At 41.1% G+C, this 17,865-nt stretch carries 15 protein-coding genes; 7 read left to right on the plus strand and 8 right to left on the minus strand.

From position 1 onward, the window contains the following. Positions 1–91 precede the first annotated feature (91 nt). The 4 genes from L4D78_RS18530 to L4D78_RS18545 form a co-directional block, all read right to left on the minus strand. Positions 92–2,113, minus strand: coding sequence for an acetoacetate--CoA ligase (locus tag L4D78_RS18530; protein ID WP_428468313.1), 2,022 nt, complete (start codon positions 2,111–2,113; stop codon positions 92–94). Positions 2,114–2,200: 87 nt separating this feature from the next. Next, on the minus strand, positions 2,201–2,839 hold the full coding sequence (maiA, locus tag L4D78_RS18535) for a maleylacetoacetate isomerase (protein ID WP_428468327.1): 639 nt from the start codon (positions 2,837–2,839) through the stop codon (positions 2,201–2,203). 36 nt (positions 2,840–2,875) lie between these two features. Then, on the minus strand, positions 2,876–3,898 hold the full coding sequence (locus L4D78_RS18540; protein ID WP_428468314.1) for a fumarylacetoacetate hydrolase family protein: 1,023 nt from the start codon (positions 3,896–3,898) through the stop codon (positions 2,876–2,878). A gap of 49 nt (positions 3,899–3,947) precedes the next feature. Continuing rightward, positions 3,948–5,102 carry a homogentisate 1,2-dioxygenase gene (locus L4D78_RS18545; protein WP_428468315.1) on the minus strand — a complete coding sequence of 385 codons (1,155 nt, stop codon included), beginning with the start codon at positions 5,100–5,102 and terminating at the stop codon, positions 3,948–3,950. 404 nt (positions 5,103–5,506) lie between these two features. Here L4D78_RS18545 and phhA point away from each other — a divergent pair, with 404 nt between their 5' ends. The 5 genes from phhA to L4D78_RS18570 all read left to right on the plus strand — a co-directional run bounded on the left by phhA (position 5,507) and on the right by L4D78_RS18570 (position 10,424). After that, entirely contained in the window at positions 5,507–6,322 is an 816-nt protein-coding gene (gene phhA, locus L4D78_RS18550) for a phenylalanine 4-monooxygenase (protein WP_428468316.1), read from the plus strand. A gap of 60 nt (positions 6,323–6,382) precedes the next feature. Continuing rightward, positions 6,383–6,718: a 4a-hydroxytetrahydrobiopterin dehydratase gene (locus L4D78_RS18555; RefSeq protein WP_428468317.1), complete on the plus strand. Its 336-nt coding sequence runs from the start codon at positions 6,383–6,385 to the stop codon at positions 6,716–6,718. A gap of 142 nt (positions 6,719–6,860) precedes the next feature. Continuing rightward, the gene (locus L4D78_RS18560; RefSeq protein WP_428468318.1) at positions 6,861–8,204 is read left to right on the plus strand and encodes a PqiA/YebS family transporter subunit; all 1,344 of its coding nucleotides are present in this window, start codon (positions 6,861–6,863) and stop codon (positions 8,202–8,204) included. After that, positions 8,197–9,843, plus strand: a complete 1,647-nt coding sequence (pqiB, locus tag L4D78_RS18565) for an intermembrane transport protein PqiB (protein WP_428468319.1) — start codon at positions 8,197–8,199, stop codon at positions 9,841–9,843. The genes L4D78_RS18560 and pqiB overlap by 8 nt, the downstream gene beginning before the upstream one ends. Beyond that, positions 9,843–10,424 carry a PqiC family protein gene (locus L4D78_RS18570; protein ID WP_428468320.1) on the plus strand — a complete coding sequence of 194 codons (582 nt, stop codon included), beginning with the start codon at positions 9,843–9,845 and terminating at the stop codon, positions 10,422–10,424. Before pqiB ends, L4D78_RS18570 begins: the two co-directional genes overlap by 1 nt. A gap of 111 nt (positions 10,425–10,535) precedes the next feature. Here the strand turns inward: L4D78_RS18570 and L4D78_RS18575 are convergent, their stop codons facing one another. Beyond that, positions 10,536–10,751 (minus strand): acetyltransferase, encoded by a 216-nt coding sequence (locus L4D78_RS18575; protein ID WP_428460911.1) that lies wholly within the window; start codon positions 10,749–10,751, stop codon positions 10,536–10,538. Between the two features lie 277 nt (positions 10,752–11,028). Between L4D78_RS18575 and L4D78_RS18580 the strand changes: the two genes are divergently transcribed. After that, complete coding sequence (locus L4D78_RS18580) at positions 11,029–11,934, plus strand: ROK family protein (protein WP_428468321.1); 906 nt, start codon at positions 11,029–11,031, stop codon at positions 11,932–11,934. Positions 11,935–11,991: 57 nt separating this feature from the next. On the opposite strand, the gene L4D78_RS18585 is transcribed toward L4D78_RS18580, so the two are convergent. After that, entirely contained in the window at positions 11,992–13,038 is a 1,047-nt protein-coding gene (locus tag L4D78_RS18585) for a porin (RefSeq protein ID WP_428468322.1), read from the minus strand. A gap of 1 nt (position 13,039) precedes the next feature. Continuing rightward, a complete protein-coding gene (locus tag L4D78_RS18590) occupies positions 13,040–13,534 on the minus strand; it encodes a hypothetical protein (protein ID WP_428468323.1) in 495 nt (164 codons plus the stop codon). Positions 13,535–13,618: 84 nt separating this feature from the next. On the opposite strand from L4D78_RS18590, the gene L4D78_RS18595 reads away from it, so the two are divergent. Continuing rightward, a complete protein-coding gene (locus L4D78_RS18595) occupies positions 13,619–16,276 on the plus strand; it encodes a hybrid sensor histidine kinase/response regulator (RefSeq protein WP_428468324.1) in 2,658 nt (885 codons plus the stop codon). Between the two features lie 118 nt (positions 16,277–16,394). On the opposite strand, the gene L4D78_RS18600 is transcribed toward L4D78_RS18595, so the two are convergent. Beyond that, positions 16,395–17,558: an MFS transporter gene (locus L4D78_RS18600; RefSeq protein WP_428468325.1), complete on the minus strand. Its 1,164-nt coding sequence runs from the start codon at positions 17,556–17,558 to the stop codon at positions 16,395–16,397. Between the last annotated feature and the right edge of the window lie 307 nt (positions 17,559–17,865).

The following is a 17,865-nucleotide window of genomic DNA, read 5'->3' on the forward strand; positions in this document are numbered from 1 at the left end:
CTCAGTGTCACTCTCCTTTTTGGTGGCATTATCATATCACTCAATTGATGATATCTTGGTAAATTAGTCGAAATTGAGTGTTGTTACTGGCTTATTGCTTGAGTTCTGGCCGGTTTTTAAACGCTTCTAATGCTTGTGGATTAGCAAGCGCGCTGACATTTTTAACTGGTAAATTGTGGACAATATTTTTAACCGCAAGTTCAACCAACTTGCCTGACTTTGTTCGCGGAATATCACTTACCTCAAGAATGATTTCAGGCACATGTTTTGGTGAGCATTGTGTTTTTATGGCCTGTTTTATGTTTGAAATAAGTACGTCATCAAGTTTCGCAGTGTCGACTAATTGTACAAAGAGTACAATGCGGCTATCACTCCCGACATTTTGGCTGATCACCAATGAGTCGACAATCTCGTCCATGGGATTAACTTGGCGGTATATTTCAGCGGTACCGATACGGATCCCCCCTGGATTTAATACAGCGTCTGAACGGCCGAAAAATATCATCCCACCGGTCGAGGCCAACTCAACAAAATCACCGTGATGCCATACGTTAGAGTAGGTATTCCAATAGGCATCATGATATCGGCTTCCGTCGTCATCGTTCCAAAAACCACAGGGCTGGTTGGGAAAGCTGTTGCAACACACCAGTTCACCTTGCTGGTCAATAATGGGCTCACCATGGTGGTTAAATACTCGGACATCCATACCTAATGCTCGGCCTTGGCATTCACCGCGAAGTACAGGGCTTATAGAGTTACCTATGGCAAAACACCCGCAAATATCGGTTCCTCCCGATATCGAGGCAAGTTGAATATCATTATTGATGTGTTGATAGACAAAATCGAATTGCTCAGGAGCAAGAACTGAACCCGTTGAAAATAGGGTTCTTAGAGATTTTAATGGGTAGCTTTCTTTGGGAGAGTAATGCTGCTTTTGGAGCGCTTCAAGATATTTAGCGGAAGTACCAAAATGCGTTATTTCTTCCTGCTCAGCCATATCCCAGAGTACGTTTCCTGAAGGGTAGAACGGCGAACCATCATATATTACCAACGAAGCCCCTGATGCAAGTGCACTCACCATCCAGTTCCACATCATCCAGCCACACGTTGTGAAGTAAAATACCTTGTCACGAGGTTTTATATCACATTGTAATTGATGCTCTTTTAGGTGGTTGAGAAGTGTGCCGCCAACGCTGTGGGTGATGCATTTAGGTTGGCCTGTAGTGCCTGATGAGTACAAAATATAGAGCGGATGATTAAAAGGGACAGGTTGAAAGGTGATTTCATTTGGTTCGAATGTTTCGAGGATTGAATCCCAGTGAGTGACCGCTATCGTTTCAATTGAAAGAGACAATGGCTCGTGTTCACTCTCAATATAGGGAATAACAATGACGCATTCTAAGCTTGGTAAATTCGACACAACTTGGTCAACTTTATCGTTGTAGCAAATTGACTTACCATTATAAAAATAGCCATCTGCACTGAATAAGACTTTAGGTTTTGTTTGATTAAACCGCTCAATGACACTTTCGGACCCAAAGTCGGGTGAGGTTGATGTCCAGATAGCCCCTAATGACGTCGTTGCGAGCATTGCAACGATGGTTTGCGGCAGGTTGGGTAGGTAACCTGCTACAACGTCTCCCTTCGACACACCGTAACTTTTTAGGAAGGCTGCGACTTGTGAAGTCTGACGATATAATTGTTGCCAGCTTAGGTGCTGCTTTCTCGTGAGCTCGCCTTCGCTATGAAAAATGATGGCATCAGCCGCGGCATGTGTATGCCAATTATTTAGCAAATTCTCAGCATAATTAAGTGTAGAGAGTGGAAACCATTGAGTTTCCTTCGGCTGGTTCGTTGAATGAGGAGGGCAAAAAGTAATAGGTGGTAGCTTATCGCCGACTACGCCACAGAATTGCCATACCATTTCCCAAAAGTGCTCGTTATTATCAACACTCCATCGGTGTAGCTGGTTGTAATCATGAAACAACACATCTTGCTGCTCACTTAACTCAACCATGAATTGATATAATTTACTTTTTTGCAGCCTATCTTTACCTGGCATCCATAACATTGTCGGTTCAGTGTGAGTGCTATGTACTTGTTGTGTTCGCATAACCTCTTCCTTAACTATTTAGCGGCTTCATGTGTTGAATGCACGATTGATAGCGTTTCGTCATTATTGTTGATTTATATTGTTGGTTTATATTGATTGATTATCGGGATGGGCTTGAATAAATGGGGTTAATGCAAGACACCGTCTTTCAATATTAAGTAGTTCAGGGTAGGGGCTAGTATCAAAACCAAATCGTTTGGCATTATAGAGCTGTGGAATTAGGCATAAATCAGCCATTGTTGGTTGTTCACTACAACAAAAAGAAGTGTTCTGGTGGGAAATTAGTCGTTCAAGTGTTTGGAATCCACGGCTTAACCAATGGTGATACCACACCATTTTTTCATTCTGATTAACACCTAGCTCGGTATTGAGATAGTTCAATATTCTTAAGTTATTTAAAGGGTGGATATCACATGCAATGGCGAGTGATATTTCACGACATCGTGCTTTTTCTAGGGGGAGCGCTGGCAGTAAAGGTGGTTCAGGGTAGCATTCGTCAAGGTACTCAATAATCGCAATTGATTGACCTAGTACGCTGGTATCTCCCGTGCTTTCAAGCTGTAAGCCAGGCACTAACGCATGCGGGTTCATTGAGGTATAGCTGCCGCTATTCTGTTCATTGTCTATTAATGATATGGGTAACTGTTCATAAGCCAATTGCTTTATGTTTAACGCGATGCGAACTCGGTAAGCTGCTGATGAACGGTAATAGTCGTAAAGCTTCATCATTTGATCCTTTATACCCCGAATGAATAAAGCCAACTAATGTGGCTTGTGGTGATTAAGGTCGCCATCTCGGTATTTATGTTGATATTTAACGACTTTTTGTTCGATAGCCCCGAATATTGACACATTGTTGTTATCGAACATTTCTATACGTACCGTATCACCAAATTGCAGAAATGGTGTTTTAGCTTCGCCAGACTCAAGGACTTCTAACATGCGCTTTTCTGCAATACAGCAAGAGCCACTACTTCTGTCTTTGTTCGATACAGTGCCAGAACCAATAATCGTACCTGCCGCGAGATGACGACTTTTAGCGACATGCTGTACCAGTTCAGAGAAGTTAAATGTCATATCTACCCCAGCGTGAGGCTGGCCAAAGAGACTATTGTTTAAATGTACGTGTAAACGGTGGTGAAGCTTAAAATCATGCCAACTATCACCTAACTCATCGGGTGTAACCGCTACGGGTGAAAATGAGGATGAAGGTTTAGATTGGAAAAACCCAAACCCTTTGCCAAGTTCATTAGGAATAAGGTTTCTCAGTGATACATCGTTTACCAGCATGAGTAACTTGATGTGGCCATGTACTTCTTCTGTCCGTGTTCCCATTGGTACATCATCAGTGATAATGGCTATTTCACCTTCAAAATCAATGCCCCAGCTTTCATCTTCAATACTGATATCTTGATTTGGCGCTAGAAAACCATCTGACATACCTTGATACATCAGCGGGTCGCTCCAAAAGCTTTCAGGCATTTCTGCCCCTCTTGCTTTTCTTACTAATTCGACGTGATTGACATAAGCACTGCCGTCAGCCCATTGATAAGCACGAGGCAACGGGGAGGCACAAAACATCGGGTTGAAAGTGAAACTATTGGATATATCACCGTTATTAAGGTTGTGGTAAATATGTTGAAGGTCGGCTTCGACTTGATCCCAATTATCTAAGGCAAATTGTAATGTGGGCGCAATATCGTGAGCATGAACAGCTACCTTTAAGTCACGTGACACCACAATGAGTTGACCATCACGGCCATGATTAAGAGATGCGAGTTTCACGTTTGGCTCCTTGTTTACAATGTAAATTGACGGCCTTTAGACCGAACAATTATTTATTCTCTTGCCATGAGTAAACATAGTCGGTGTTTTCTGCCCCTTCCGGTAGTTCTGCAATTTCAAGTGGGTAGCGAGCATCGATCATGACAGCAACTTCATCGGTGTCTTTTTTCGGTTGTGACTGGCTTGCTGCAAGTGCTTTGGGGTGAGGCCCGTGAGAAAATCCGCATGGGTGATGGGTAATCATTCCAGCTTCAATATTATCGCGGCTGAAAAAATTACCGCGGTGATAAAATAGCACTTCATCATAATCATCATTGTTATGAAAAAATGGGACTTTTAATGCGTCAGGATCTGTCTCTATTGGCCTAGGTACAAAAGTACATATTACAAATGCGTCGGCGACAAATGTGGTGTGAGCGGATGGCGGCAAATGGTAGCGATGGCTCATTAGGGGGCGAATATCACGCCAATTTAGTTTGAATGCGGTTAGGTTGCCTTTCCAACCCTGCGCATCAAGTGGATTAAAAGGGTAAGTAATCGTATTCAGGCTATTCCTGGCTTTTAAGTGTACCTGCCAATGTTGATAGCCCTCTTCGGTTTTAACTTGATGATAGGACTGCTGCTCAAGAAATTGATCATTAATTTTCGCGTATTCAAGTACCGCTGGATCATAAATAGCGTGTTGACCGACTAACCCTCTATCAGCCATTTGAAAACCACTATTGGTTGCTTCAATCAGTAGTAGAGTCGTCGATGTATGCGGGGTAATTCGCCAGCTAGTTGCTCTGGGTAAGACAATATAATCGCCGTCTTTATAGCTAAGGTGCCCATAGTCACAGTACAGATCACCGCAACCATGATGGACGAAAAGCACTTCATCGCCATCACCGTTGCGCACAAGGTGATCCATTGCGGTATTGGTTTGCCATACGCGCAGTTTAAGGTTGTTGTTAAACAATAAGAGAGGGGCACTCCAAGGTGACCTTGTCGATGCATTTATCGCGTTGGTGTCTATGGCGCGAGGTCGTAACGTACCTTCCCATTCAATCCAACCTGTAGGGGGGTGGGCATGATACATGTGGCTTGCTGGACCAAAAAAGCCTTCTTTTCCACACTCTCTTTCATATGTACCTTCCGGAAGGTCGCAATGCGCTTGTTTAGAGGCTTTTCCTTCCGTGATAGGAAATTGAAACCATTGCCGCATAAGCACTCCTGTTTTTAACGCTAGTTAACAGCGATGTTGCATTGAAAAATGAAGAGTAAGAAACGCTTCAAGTGTGGATTCTACTTTGCTGTGGAATGTTTTAACTCTGGCTTAACAAGCGTGATCAAGCAACTTTTTGCCTTGATGAAAAAGGGCTTGGTATGTCTTGAGCACTTTACATGTTGTTGTAATAACACAAAGTGCTGGGATGAATGAAAGCCGAATGAGTAAGGTGAATAAACATTTAAATGTAAATTTATTGTTACGCTGGGCGGGGCTAAATTATCTAGTCACGAAGGCGGTGAGTTGAGTTAGGCATCTACCCTTAAATAAGAAAATATTGAAATGAACACTTTTTGAATTTGTGCCACGGAGAGGCGGTGACGGTAAATCGGTGATTAATTATGGGTAGTGCGACTAAATACACATCAAAAAAACTAGGCAATGACGGCCACGTTGATTGGAATGAGTCAGAAAACCGCGTCTGGCAAGATTTGGTCACGCGGCAATTAAGTTGTTTAGAAGGTCGGGCGTGCAATGAATACTTGTACGGTTTGACGCTACTGAACTTACCAAAAGAGCATGTACCGCAACTAGCGGAAGTTAATCGTGTACTCGGCAGCACAACAGGTTGGGAGTGTACTGCAGTGCCAGCGTTGATTAATTTCGATCGTTTTTTTTCATTGCTGGCAAATAAACAATTTCCTGTTGCAACGTTTATACGACGCCGAGAAGAGTTTGATTATTTACAAGAGCCCGATTTCTTCCATGAGATATTCGGTCACTGTGCAATGTTAACCAATCCTGCATTTGCAGAGTTCACTCATGCGTATGGAAAGCTAGGGCTGGCAGCAACACCTGAAGATCGGGTGTATTTAGCTCGGCTATATTGGTTTACCGTTGAGTTTGGTTTATTACGCCAGCAGGGTGAAATACGCATTTATGGTGGTGGAATATTATCATCCCCTGGTGAAACGCATTATGCACTTACAGGCGGTCAGCAAGCACGTATGAGTGCTCAAGAACACCCAAGGTACGCTAAGTTTGATCCTGTTGAGATCATGCGAACCCCATACCGTATCGACATTATGCAGCCAATCTATTTTATATTGGATGATATACAGCAGCTTTATGAGCTCGCACAGCAAGATATTATGAAATATGTAAATGAGGCTCGAAAAAAGGGAATGCATTCGCCTATCTTTAAGTATGCCGTTTAAATTGTTGCTTAATGCATTATTTCAATAATCTTAATAATCAGAAGAGTAGGATAATAGCCAATGGCAGATTTACATGAATTAAAGTGCGAGGCTTGCCAAGCAGGAGCACCAAAAGTAGCAGAGGAAGATGTCAAAGAGCTTTTAACTCAAGTGCCTGAATGGGGTGTAATAGACGTTGGTGGCACTATGCAGTTAGAGCGTATCTTTAGCTTTAAAAATTTCAAACATGCATGGGTATTTACTGATCGCGTTGCCGAGTTGGCTGAACAAGAGTTTCATCATCCAGAGATTACGTTAGAGTGGGGGAAGGTAACCGTTCGATGGTGGAGCCATTCTGCTAAAGGTTTGCATAAAAACGACTTCATTTGCGCCGCTAAAACAGATCAATTGTATTAATATTCACCCGTAAATCCATTAGCCCTACGTTTAGCCTAATTGATTGGTAAAAAACGGTTATTTATACAGAGTGATTATATTCAGGGCACTTTAAGACAAATCCTTCCTATACTTGAACCAAGGTGAGTTTTTTGGAAAGGAAATGTCTAAATCACTGTCATTACAAACGCTTGTTAGTTGTGAAGAATGTGGGCTTGTTGTTGAGCTGCCATCATTAGATGATGGCGAGAAAGCATCATGTCCACGCTGCCACCATACTTTAGCTAAACGTGTGGCACAGCCATTTCAGCGGCCTCTTTCTTATGGGGTTGCGAGTTTAGTGATGCTCGTCGCTAGCGTCAGTTTTCCTTTTATGTCGTTCAGCGTACAAGGCATTAGCCAAGAAATTACGTTAATGCATTCTGCCAAAATGTTGAGTGAGTACGAAAACAGTTTATTGGCACTGCTGCTATTGGCCACCGTTGTGGTATTGCCTGCTATGTACCTTAGCGTCTTATTGTATCTGTATGTTCGAGCAGGCCGAATTGTCTCAGGCAGTAATAAACAAATTACCGGCATGGAAAAGCGATTATGCAGGGCGATGATACGCATTGAACCATGGTTAATGGTGGATGTGTTTTTGATTGGTGTATTAGTTAGCCTGATCAAAATAGCGGCCTTGGCTGATGTTGGTTTAGGGATGTCATTTTGGGCTTTTTGTATTTACACCATACTGGTTGTTAAATGCGTTTCAATGGTTGACCGAACTTGGTTGTGGATGCAGTTCCTGCCGCTTGTACCGATAAAAGGCATTATGGCAGGCGATAGCCATCATTCAAACAACCATACTAATTGCCATGTTTGCGCACAAATAAATCCGATATCTATCAATCATAAGGATGCTGTTTGTTTCCGTTGTCATGGTTCGTTGCACCCTTATAACCCGACACAAATGTTGCAGCGTTCTTGGGCATTATTAATTGCAGCGGCTGTGTTTTTTATACCAGCAAACCTTTATCCAATGATGTATACGGTAAGTCTTGGTAATACTGAAGGCTCTACTATTTTAGGTGGGGTCGTGTTGCTGTGGCAATTGAAGTCATACCCCATTGCTGCGGTCATTTTTCTTGCCAGTATCGTGATTCCATTAGCCAAGATGTTTGCTTTAACGTGGCTATATTTTCATGCCCATCGGAATAATTCTGAAGGTGAGCGGAAAGCTATTCAGCAATTAAAGCTTTATCGAATGACTGAGCTAATTGGCCGTTGGTCAATGATTGACATATTCGTTGTTGCCATATTAGTTGCTCTTGTTCAACTGCAAAACTTAATGGCCATTTTCCCCGGCCCTGCCGCACTTTCGTTTGCTTGTGTTGTTTTGCTAACTATGTTGTCGGCGATGACATTTGATCCTCGTATATTTTGGACACAAGGCGCTGAAAATAAGCCAGCGGAAAAAACAGAGATAATGACCAATAACAACAATGAGAACAATGCTCATGAATGAACAACAATCGCCTAAGGCGAGTAAAGAAGCAGTGAAGCAAGTTTCTTCGATATGGCTTGTGCCACTTGTCGCTATTGGAATTGGGATATGGATGTTTTATCAATTTATCACTAGCCAAGGGCCTGAAATCACATTAACGATGGATACTGCCGAAGGTATAGAGGTCGGGAAAACAGAAATAAGAGCGTTGAATGTAAAAGTGGGAGTCGTTAAAAATGTCACACTGAATGATGATTACAGTGCTATTCAGGTGGTTGTTCAGATGGATAAAAATGCAGCCAGAATGTTGAAAGACGACACACTATTCTGGGTGGTTAAACCACGAATAGGGAAAGAAGGTGTATCGGGCTTAGAAACCTTACTTTCTGGTGCATATATCCAGTTAAGGCCGGGACGAAATGGAAAAGAGCAGCGAGACTTTACGGTTTTGGAAATCCCTCCAGTCGCGCCACCAGATGCTAAAGGGATACGGATTATTTTAACTCACAATGAAGCCGGAAAGCTGGGCGTTGGTGACCCAGTTTTATATGAAGGATTTACAGTTGGACGAGTTGAAAAAGCAACATTTGACCCTGACACAAAGAAAGCTCACTACCAGCTATTTATTTTTGAACCTTATAACGGTTTGATTCGTAAAAGAAGTCGCTTTTGGTTAACGTCAGGGATTGATCTTAATATGTCGGCTGAAGGGTTTAACTTAAAAATCGGCTCGATAGAATCGCTTATTACTGGAGGGGTCAGTTTTCGAGTTCCGAAAGAAAGAGATCCCGGAGCCCTCATTACTGCTGAGCTTTCAAAATTTCGACTTTATAACAACCTAAAACAAGTTAAAGAACGCTTTTTCGATGAATATTTAGAATATGTCATGTTTTTTGATGAGTCGGTGAGGGGGTTAAATGAAGGTGCACCAATCGAATACCGCGGTATAAGAGTGGGCACAGTACAGAAAGTGCCTCTTAGCTTATCAACGATGGATAAAGGCTTCACGAATAAACAAATACCAGTATTAGTGCGTATCGAACTTGGGCGTGTACTTCAACACATCAATTATGGCTCGTTGGATGAATTGAAGTTAAACCTAGAAAAAGAGTTTCATAGCGGTTTAAGGGCATCTTTAAAAACCGGCAATATACTGACGGGGGCGTTACTTATTGACTTAGAACAATATCCCGATGAGAAACGGCCAGATACAAGGCAATATAGCGGTTATGATTTATTCCCAACAAAAGCGGGTGGCTTTGCTCAAATACAGAAGCAAATTATGGCGATTTTGAATAAAGTAAACGAGCTACCGGTTGAAGACACATTAAAGAGTTTAAATGCGACATTAAGCACCTCTCAGAAAAGCTTGGCAGCGGCGGAAGGCGTCGCAAAAGAACTCACAGGTTTACTAGCGCAAAAAGATACTCAAGCAATACCGGGCGAGATTCGTCTTAGTCTAGAGCAAATTCAGCAAACGTTGAATGGCTTTGGCCCTGATGCTCAGCCTTATCAAAATTTGGAGCAAGCTTTAGCCCAGTTTGAACATGTAATGGCAGAACTTCAACCAGTGTTAAGGCAGTTAAATGAAAAGCCTAACTCGCTCATATTTTCCAGTGAGAAAACACCCGATCCGATACCTGCTGGGGGAGTGCAATAATGTCACGGTTTATCTTTATATTCATACTTGCTTTAGCTGGGTGTAGCTCATCAGAGCCGATGGTTAAAACCTACCTTCTCCCAAGCCATGACAACGATCAGTTTATGACGTATGCCAACAAATCTCAGCCGTTAGTCATCGTCAGGCCGGTAGAGGTGAGTGCACATTTGAATAGTACGAGCCTTGTTTATCAAGTGAGTGATACCGAGATCGTTCAGGCTCAGCAAAATCTTTGGGCTGAAAATCTGACGTTACAGTTAACTCGGTTGATTACGACGGATCTTAGGCAAAAGCAATCACGCTATTGGTTTGATGAACTAACCCCAGCCGTTGGGTCTGTAGGTTTACCTAAGCTACAGGTTAAATTCACCGAATTTAACGGACACTTTTCAGGGCTTGCCAAGCTCAAAGGGCAATGGCTAGTGATTAATCAAGCTGGCGATGTGATTTCTCGGCAGCCATTCTTTATTCAAGTTCCACTCGAAGAAGCTGGATACAATGCGCAAGTCAAAGCGCTTTCAGTTGGAGTGGATAGATTAACAAAGCAAATTAGTCAGAATATCGGGCAGGTGTCCTTTTAACTTTATTTCAAACAGTGCTCGTAACACAATTAGCCTCTTTATTTATCGAAGTTTACGATTTTCACTTTCCTCTCTTACACCTCTAGTGGGGGTAAGAGAGGAAACCTAATGCTAACGTTGTCCGTGTTTGTAATAGCCATTGATCCAACATTCAGGCAATTCTTCGCCAGAAGGGAAGGCTAATTGTTGTTTGTCTATATTCACCGGGTCAGCTAAATCTTCCCCTGATTGATACTGCACGGTGACATGTTGAGAAAAGGGATTAATCAACGAAGACATGTCAACGACGTCAACTAAATCACCCGTTCGAGATTCTTTCAAAAACATTGCTTTTATCTCCTAGTGAGAAACATAAACATAAAAGGACGTTATTGTGAGAATGCAAAGCAGCTCTTATCAATAACTGCACCTATCTGTTTTGGTTTAAGTATGGCTGATTTTTCCTTAATTGGATGCTTGTGCTTATCATGTGAAACCGGTCGCTAAGTGATCTGTGGCATTTTGTTAAGGTCAATACTTGAGAAGAAAATTGCCTTGGAGTCGCTGATGTTTAAGGCTTATTTAAGGCTGGTATTGATGACGATTTTTTTTAATAGGAATTAGAATGGCAGAGTATTACTGGGGAATCGATCTTGGCGGTACAAAAATTGAATGTGCAGTATTGTCATATAAAGATGATAAATGTGTGCTTAGAGAGCGCATTGCCACAGAAGGTGAACAAGGCTATCAGCATGTACTTGGTCAGATAAAAACGTTAGTCGGGCGTTGTACGGCGCTAATTGGCGAACAACCTTGTGCGATAGGATTCGGGACGCCCGGAACATTAGACCCATCAGCACAAGTTATGAAAAACTGTAATTCAACACACCTAAATGGCCAGCCATTACACCACGATCTTGAAGCCTTATTAGGGGTAACAGTACGTTTAGCCAATGATGCTAACTGTTTTGCTTTGGCTGAAACTCATCTAGGTGCCGTTAAACAAAGTGAAATCCAAGCTGAAACAGTATTTGGTATTATCATGGGAACTGGTGTAGGGGCGGGCATTGTAGTGAATGGGCATATTCTGTATGGCTGTCACGGTATTGCTGGTGAGTGGGGACATAATTTGCTTGAATCCGGTGGTAAGGATTGTTACTGCGGAAAATCAGGCTGTGTTGAAACAGTATTATCAGGTAAGGCGCTTGAACGTTATTACACGTCGCAAACTGGAGATACATTGTCGTTACCTGAAATCGTAGTGCTATCTCAACAGGGTAACGTCAATGCATTGCAAACACTTGAAAGGCTCTATGCTAATTTTGGTATTGCAGTCGCCTCAATCATCAATGTGTTAGACCCTGATGTTATCGTCATCGGTGGTGGGGTTGGTAACATTGGTGGGATATATACCGAAGGTAAGAAAGCAATTTTGCCCCATTTATTTAATCCAGAAGTGAAGACTAAAATAATGAAACCGTTGCTTGGGGATAGTGCAGGCGTGTTTGGCGCAGCGATGCTTGTGAAGTGACATGAAGCTGTAATAGAAAGCACTTAGCACAGCCTGCTAAGTGCCTTAGAGTAGTCGCTAGAACACAAAGTTAAGCATTAACGTAAACACATTGGCGTCTTTATCTTCACCTGTCACTTTAGATGGGAAAATAAACTGGCCAGTGTCAAAGTCATCATAATCACCTTGTCTCATGTAGATACCTTGCCACTCTGCGTTTACAGAAATTGAATAGGTGAGGTCATAACGAACACCTGCGGTAAGGCTGTTTGTTTTACGACGCTGGTGACTTTCACCATAAACAAGATACGGCGTAAATTTATCTAAATGATAAGCACCGCTGACGTACCAGTTGGTTTGAACTTTGTCAGCTTGAACTTCAGCCATGAACTGCCAGTTATCAAGTGAATATTCACCACCTAATGTATAAAGGTTGAGGGTTTCTTCTTTAGGCGAGGGTACTATCGAGTATTTTGTATTCATATAGCCAAAATGAACACGGTAGTTAAATCCGCTGACTTCAGCGGCAAGACCTGCCATATGCTTAGTGTCAAAAGTCAGTGTAGTAGAGCCAAGGTCGACTTTATTGTCTCTTTCAAAACCATAATAAGGCGATAAAGTGAGTACTGCTTCGTCATTGAGCTCATAACGCCATGAGGCTGATAGGCCGTCGAAATAAGTAAACCCGAGAATACTATCGTAGACTTCTTGCGGTGGTCTAGCCCAAGGGTAGGCTTGACCAACATAGTAATATTCTGAAATTAAAAATAAGGGGATGCGTAATCGGCCACCGTTAAAGGTGAGGTCGTTATATTCATATGATACATAAGCCCACTCAAGCTCGGGGTCAGACCAATCATCTTGTGGACGTTTAACGACTTGTACCGATGCATGTAGTTCGTCAGTGACATGTAAATCGGCTTGGAGACCAAAGGTGGTATCACAGTCATAACAGGTATCGTCAGTTATTTCACGATTGACAAAGAGAGGGACTGAATTGTCTGATTTCGTGATTGATGTTGAACCAAAACCACTAACTGACAGGTTATCCGTAACATTTATCGCCGCTAGGCTTGTTATAGGAGAAACAAGCAGAGGCAACGAAAAGAGAAGACGTTTTTTCATTTTACTCTCCTTGTAAAACGGTAATTAGAATATTCGCATTTTCTGGCACAGCATTAACTGGTGCGTAGGCAATGCCATTTGGATTATTATTTAACCACTCTAAAATTTCTTTAATGTCATCGCTGCTCAACTCTTCCGGTGGTGTTCCCTTCCCAGAAAATGACTGGCTAGCCCAATACCCATTCATTTGAGATATCGATTTACCTAATAACATATTATAAAAATCTTCACGGAGAATAGAGCTTTCTGGTAAATCAACTAAGATGATCTTTATACTGCCATTTAATTTTTTTGTTTTTCCTTTATACAACATCCTTGTTTTACTCTTGCTCAACGCTGGGATGTCTTTATTCATAGAAAACACGGCAAACTCAACCTCATTACCTTCAGATGCATAAGATGAAAAACTTATTACTGATAGGTAAGTAAATAGAAGGAGCCTGATAAAATTTGATTTAAAATTCAATCCATTGTTCATTAATTTAAATTCCATCATTACTTATTAATCCTGCTATAAATAATAGTAGACATTGTTGTGACTACAAATAGACATTTAAAGGTTTTTTTCAAGGAGTGATAAATGAGCCTGTTAAATCGGTTTTCTATAAAATCAAGGCTGCTTTTTTTAATAATCATACCGCTGGCACTTTCAAGTACACTTGCCTTTGTTGAGGTTAAGTCGTTGTTTCATAAGGTTGAAAGCCTAAATTACCTTAATGCTAGAATACAATTATTAGAAGCGAATTCAAATTTTGGGACATTGGTCCACAAGTTAAGAACAAATAAGCTGTATGAAAATGAATCAGAGTTAACAACAGATGAATTAACAAGATCTATCTCTCAAATTACAACTGCAATACCGAGTGCCTTTACAGTCGAGTCGAGTTCTGATCTTATTTCTATTTCCGAAGAGATGGAGGAGTTAGCATCAGATTATGATGGTGTTGGGCAGGAAGATATTAATGATTGGTCGGATTGGGCGTATGACTTATCAGTACAAAGTATGGTTAATTTGGAAAAAAGTAGCCTGATTTTGAATGATGTGAATATAGAGCAGAAATTATCGGTTCTTTATCAACTTCAATGGTTACAACTGTGGGCACAACAAGAGAATTGGTATATTCATTTAATTAGCTATAACCCTTCAAATAGCAATGACTTTAAGGAGCAGCTTGATACCATCATCGAACGACAGCAATTGATTATTGATAGATACCTTACAATTAATGCCACCACTCAGCAGATAGAGCTACTGAGTAAAACCTTTGCAAATCCCGTTTTCTCTGAAAGTTACCGTTTACGAACGGATATCATGTCAGATGCATTCGCTGGTATTCAATCAATGGATAGTTTTAAGGCGATTGATGAACGATTTAATCTGATCAAATTCGTTGTCTATCAAATAAGCAATGAACTTAGAGCTGATATCGATCAGTCAATTAATGAAGCTAAACAATTAATGCTACTGTACTTGGTGGCTATTGTTTTATCACTTACGATACTCGTTATCTTGGGTGCAAACTTAATTAAGCGGATAGGCTCTTACTTGCACCGCGTACTAAAAGCCATGTCAACCGTTAAAGACCGTTCTGGTGAAGAGGCAAAAGTAAAAGTTGATGGTAATGATGAATTTACGGTTTTCAGTAAGAAGCTAAATGCGCTGATTGAGGAGCGAACGCATAATCAAGTTAACCTTGTAAAAGCGAAAGATGAAGCAGAAAAAGCAAATGTGGCAAAAAGCTCATTTTTAGCCAATATGTCTCATGAAATCAGGACACCTTTAAACGGAATTATTGGTATGTCTTCGATTCTCTCCGATACAGATTTAAATCCATCACAATCAGAATATTTACAAACCATAGAAACGTCCTCGCAAACGTTATTGCTATTGATTAATGATATTTTAGATTTATCTAAAATTGAATCTGGCAACCTTATCCTTGCTCCCAATGATTGCCGTGTCAGTGAAGTTGTTTATGACACGATGTCAATTGTGATCGCTAAAGCGGCTAATACCGGGCTGGATTTAATTGTTAGTATTTCACCAGAGGTTCCCTCTGTAGCAATGATTGACGAACACAGGTTACGTCAAGTGCTGATGAATTTAATGTCTAACTCCGTTAAATTTACCACAAGCGGATCAGTCACGTTAAAAATTGACGCTGAATTGAAGGAAAATAATAAAGCTGCATTAACGTTCTCTATCATAGATACAGGCATTGGTATTGCTAAAGATAAACAAGCACAAGTATTTGCACCGTTTACGCAAGAAGATGGTTCAATCACTCGCCAGTTTGGTGGTACGGGGCTAGGGTTGGCGATATGCCGTCAGCTTGTAGAATTGATGGGGGGGGATATAGCACTTGAGTCTGAAAAAGGAAAAGGAAGTAATTTCTTCTTCACTTTAGAGGTTGATATTGTTACTCAAGAACCGAAACTGCTCCCTGAAATCAATCAACGTAAAGTATTAATGATTAGTCGTGAGCAGAAGCAGCTTGAACGATTGAAAGCTGAAAGTGAGCTTAATGGACTTGTTGTTGAAACGTGTAATGAAGTTGATGAAATAAAAAATGCAACTCAACCAATTGATGTAGTGATGTATTGCCAAGAGTCACTGTTTTTATCTACGAAAGAACTAGGTGATATAAAGGGGCTGTTACCTAATACACCGTTAGTCTTGTGCTGTAGTCATTTGGATGAACAGCATGATTTTGGACATACTGTTGAAGGTATTGTGACCACACCACTATTGGGCAGTCGTTTTACCAAGACAATTAAATCTGTCATCACATCAAAGGGTTCTAATCGCACGCAATTTAATGAGCAACTTGATGAATCAAATAGTATTGTGAAAAGCAATCATAAAATTTTGATTGTTGAAGATAACCTAGTCAATCAAAAAGTCGCTTCTCTATTCTTGAAAAAAGCAGGCTATGAGTTTGACGTCGCAAATAATGGCCAAGAAGCGGTCGATTTTATTCGCTTAGGTAAACAATATAATGCGGTGTTAATGGACTGTATGATGCCGATTATGGATGGCTTTACTGCGACGGAAGCAATCAGAGCATGGGAAACGGAACAAGAGAGCACGCGTATGCCGATTATTGCATTGACTGCGAGTGTGTTGGATGACGATATTAGCAAATGCTTTGATGCGGGTATGGACGATTACGTTGCGAAGCCATTCAAGAAGGACGTGTTACTCGAAAAATTAGAAGTGGCTGTTTCTGTTGCGTAGTACTCGTTTTTCAAAGGCGTTCTTGTTCTGGAGAACCAAGAAGGGTTAATTTTTATCTATTTACATAGATAGCGGATAAAAAAGTGAGGCTATTGAGCCTCACTTTTTAAATTTATACTTAACTAGCCACAATCCTTGGCTTAGTACGTGCGCTTACTAGTAGCATGTAAATTGCCGTTGCTAAAAATAAGCTAAAGAAGAACCCCATTAACCCCATATCGCCTTTCATAAATTCATTGGCAATAATTGGTCCAGTCGCAGAGCCAACGCTGTAACTAAATAGCATCACTTGAGTTGCTGAAACAATAGCTGAAGAAGCTAAGCCATCGCACGCAAGTGTGATCGCAACTGGATATAACGCAAAAGCTGACATGCCCAGTATTGATAAAGAAATAACTTGCGTACTGTAGCTTGAGTCTAACAGGTACAGCCCCATCGCAAATACGCCAAGTAGCGAGAAAGCGGCGAGCAATAATGATTTAGACATAAGATTTGATACTTTGCCAACAATAGGCTGTATAAGCATCCCACCAAGTACTGTTATAGCCATAAGTACGCTAATTTGGTGATTATCATTCACTGTCACTTTCAGTGCTAAAGGCAGTAAACCATAGATTGATCCCATCACCATGCCTGAGACAAGGCACCCGATGATTGCAGGTTTACTTAACGCCAAAATTTTACGCATTGATAAACTTTGGTGCTCATCACAGGTCGGGTTAACATTTTTAGCTAAAGCGACTGGGAGTATTGCGATAATCAATAAAGTCGCTATCGCGGCAAAAGGAAGACCCCCTTCAATGCCAATCGTGCCTATACCAAACTGGCCAATTGTTGTTCCACCGTAGAGCGAAGTCATATATAGGCCCAGATTTTTAGCGCGTTCTTTGGCATTGTCGCCAATCAAAAGCCATGACTCGATGACAACAAAAACACCCGCAACAGCCATTCCTGCAATGAATCGAGCGAAAAGCCAGCTTGCAAGGCTAGGTAGCATTATCATCGTGACGACACTCACGAAGAGTAAAGTCATAAAAATAACAAAAGCTCGCTGGTGGCCTGCTTTCTTTATAACAGGTTCGATAAACATCGAACCAAACAGTAACCCTAAATAATAAACACTTGCTAACCAACTCGCCGACTCTTTTGGAAGTTGGTATTGCCCTAACGATAGCGGCAATAAACTCATTAAATAGCCAGAAGCAATAGCGAAAAGAGACAGTCCTAATATAGGTACCCAGACTGTGTTACGTGCAAGTGGTACTGTAGTGTGCTTATTCACTACTGTGATCTCCAAAGCATGAGAGGCATAGACAGATAAAAACTGCTATGAATCAAAAGTTAATATTTATACCTAAGTTACTGCAATACGAAGGTGTACAGGAATGATATCCCCTCTCAAAAGCCTTCTATAAAATGACAAAGACAAAGATCGATAACTAGCGAAGGATTGCTAGTATTTATCAACCTTTTTGATGATTGGTTAAATCCGTGGGTGGAATATGAACTTAAAAATGAATACCGTAAAATGAGTAAAACTAATAGCAAGTAATAGGGAAATTAATGGAATTAAAATAACATTATTACTC

Source organism: Photobacterium minamisatsumaniensis, from assembly GCF_050336695.1.
Taxonomy (GTDB): domain Bacteria; phylum Pseudomonadota; class Gammaproteobacteria; order Enterobacterales; family Vibrionaceae; genus Photobacterium; species Photobacterium minamisatsumaniensis.

Bases quoted from the DNA above. Each gene is read 5' to 3' on its own strand.
- maiA (WP_428468327.1), bottom strand. From the start codon at position 2,839: ATGAAGCTTTACGACTATTACCGTTCATCAGCAGCTTACCGAGTTCGC.
- L4D78_RS18545 (WP_428468315.1), bottom strand. From the start codon at position 5,102: ATGCGGCAATGGTTTCAATTTCCTATCACGGAAGGAAAAGCCTCTAAA.
- L4D78_RS18595 (WP_428468324.1), top strand. From the start codon at position 13,619: ATGAGCCTGTTAAATCGGTTTTCTATAAAATCAAGGCTGCTTTTTTTA.
- L4D78_RS18555 (WP_428468317.1), top strand. From the start codon at position 6,383: ATGGCAGATTTACATGAATTAAAGTGCGAGGCTTGCCAAGCAGGAGCA.
- L4D78_RS18530 (WP_428468313.1), bottom strand. From the start codon at position 2,113: ATGCGAACACAACAAGTACATAGCACTCACACTGAACCGACAATGTTA.
- L4D78_RS18580 (WP_428468321.1), top strand. From the start codon at position 11,029: ATGGCAGAGTATTACTGGGGAATCGATCTTGGCGGTACAAAAATTGAA.
- phhA (WP_428468316.1), top strand. From the start codon at position 5,507: ATGGGTAGTGCGACTAAATACACATCAAAAAAACTAGGCAATGACGGC.
- L4D78_RS18570 (WP_428468320.1), top strand. From the start codon at position 9,843: ATGTCACGGTTTATCTTTATATTCATACTTGCTTTAGCTGGGTGTAGC.
- L4D78_RS18560 (WP_428468318.1), top strand. From the start codon at position 6,861: ATGTCTAAATCACTGTCATTACAAACGCTTGTTAGTTGTGAAGAATGT.
- L4D78_RS18590 (WP_428468323.1), bottom strand. From the start codon at position 13,534: ATGATGGAATTTAAATTAATGAACAATGGATTGAATTTTAAATCAAAT.
- pqiB (WP_428468319.1), top strand. From the start codon at position 8,197: ATGAATGAACAACAATCGCCTAAGGCGAGTAAAGAAGCAGTGAAGCAA.
- L4D78_RS18585 (WP_428468322.1), bottom strand. From the start codon at position 13,038: ATGAAAAAACGTCTTCTCTTTTCGTTGCCTCTGCTTGTTTCTCCTATA.
- L4D78_RS18575 (WP_428460911.1), bottom strand. From the start codon at position 10,751: ATGTTTTTGAAAGAATCTCGAACGGGTGATTTAGTTGACGTCGTTGAC.